Raw genomic sequence first — 2,329 nt, forward strand, 5'->3', positions numbered from 1 at the left:
TACCTGCATCGAGATAGGCTTTTGTGAAAGCTTTTGCCAAATCATGATGTTCATCGACGAATTGACCATTAAACACAAGAGCACAGCAAATATTATCATGCCAGAGATGGTCAGGATCTTCGAAGACCTTCCCAGTTCCCATTTCAAGGGCTAGAGAGCCAAATGGTTCGGCTACACTATACCCAGCAATTTGACCTACCGATAGAGCAGATGGCATTTCTGGAGGGCTCATTTCTACGATTTGTACATCTTTTTCAGAAAGACCCGCTTCTTCAAGCATGCAATCCACGAGAACTTTTTGAGTTGATTGTTTATGAGGGATAGCAAAGGATTTGCCTTTTAAGTCTTGAACGGAGTTAATATCCTTATTGACGATGATAATATTACCCTCTGTATGACCAAGTGCAGCAGCACGAACATCAATGCCTTGTTCACGAGCCTTTACACCAAGTTCAACAAGAACAGCTGCGGCATCTACCTTACCAGTATTTAACGCATCCATAAGCTCTGGCCAAGATCCATATTTAACAAGCTCTACATGAACAGGACCATCTGCCGTTTCCAACTCTTTTGTAGCAAATACTGGCAATGCATGGGTAATTGGTAAATAGGCTACGCGTACAGTCTTTAATTCTTGTGCCGTCTTTGGTTTATGGTGTTCATAATAACCATAGGCTATGCAGCCAATAACCAAGAGAACCACTCCGATGATTAGATACCATGTCTTCTTCATAACTTCCCCTCTTTCTATCTCATAACAAGGGGCGTTTTTGACACATGTCATTTTTCACACTTTTCTAAAACCTAGATGAAGTCTGGTTCTAAAACACCTTGTCTTCTAAACTTATTTATACCCTACTATATCAATATGTATTAATTATGTCAACAAAACACAGTGATATTGTAGGTATTATTATTTAGGCGCGAAAAGTATCAATATAGGCACTCCACTACACATATAACAATAAGCATAGTAGCTACTAGCTAGTGGCAAAACAAACAAAAGATACTCACGAAATACAAAACAGGTAGTATCCATCAGATACTACCTGTTTCTATATGCGTCTATTCACACATTGTATTAAGTTATTTCATATATATTTAGTTATACTCTATATATTTACTGATATCGCATATGTATATATTTACTTGAACAAAGTCTTTTTATTTAATACATATACCTCGGATGTACCTGCTTCGCTAGATTCAGATACATTTGGATAAATAGAAGATTGACGGAAGTGCTTAATCTCTCCTTTTGGAACGATTAACATCACAGGTTTACCAGATGCGATAATCTTGTTAAACTCCTCTTCGTTAACTTGTTCCATAAGATATTTCTTGGACCATTCAGCACTGCGCTTTTTCAATTTATCCCGATCGTCCCAGCGACTTTCATCACCGTTAATCTTAATAATCTTATGACCTGTATAGTATACAGCAGCTGTACTATACCCGTTGTAGTAATAGATATCACCATCATAAGAGTCTACAACAGGCACTACATCAATATTACTACGCTGTTTTACAAATGGTTCTAAACCTTCCACAACAACGATGGAGGAAATAACCATAGTACCTAGGACAATAATACTAACAAGGCGATACCCTTTTTTCGTATACCATGCGTGGAATAAAAGGAGTACGGCTACAGCCGCCACAACATAGAGCAAGAAATAGAAACCCCATGGAGCGAAGAATGATCCCGCTACATAAGCAATCCATAAGAGTAAGGTAGGTCCCATAATGACCCATTTAACCGCTCTAGATTTACCTTTACGTATAATCTTCATAACGCCCATAGCGCCGATGGCACTAAAGGGAACTAAGCTCACGAATGTATATAAAGGATATTTTGTAGCCATTAAGGTGTAGAACAAAACGACCCCAACACCCCAAGTCATGTTATAGATAAAGGCTGTATGACGCTGTTTAAAACCATCAATCATGCCGTAAATAACAGCACCAGTCCACGGCAAAGAAGCACCTAGGAAGATGGCGATATAATACCACCACACATTATCTTCAGGATGTTCAGATTGTGTGGCCCGTGTTACATTGTGAAGCCCCAAGAAGCCGTTGATAAAATCTTGACCGTGAACGCTGTACATATACACATACCACGGCAAGCAGACTACACAAAAGGCAAGGATGCCTCGCCAGTCAAAGATAGCTTTCACCATCGACCAAGAGCGATTGATACCGGCAAAGACGAGCAAAATCATGCCCGGCAAAACAAGTGCAACGGGCCCCTTTGTGAGCACCCCAAGGGCCGCAAAGATATAGGCCACAATCATAGCATGTGGTTTCTGTTCCACCATCCCCTTAT

Annotated in this window: 2 protein-coding genes; both read right to left on the reverse strand. The window is 40.0% G+C overall.

The window, feature by feature from the left end; genetic code table 11:
- The coding region (locus Q7P05_RS04705) for an ABC transporter substrate-binding protein (protein ID WP_303930791.1) at positions 1-733 on the reverse strand (733 nt) is incomplete at its 3' end.
- Positions 734-1,145: 412 nt separating this feature from the next.
- Positions 1,146-2,329, reverse strand: a 1,184-nt coding sequence (locus Q7P05_RS04710; protein ID WP_303930792.1) for a glycosyltransferase family 39 protein, incomplete at its 5' end; no start/stop codon positions are given.

Origin of the sequence: Veillonella dispar (assembly GCF_937975875.1) — a bacterium.
Taxonomy (GTDB): domain Bacteria; phylum Bacillota; class Negativicutes; order Veillonellales; family Veillonellaceae; genus Veillonella; species Veillonella dispar_B.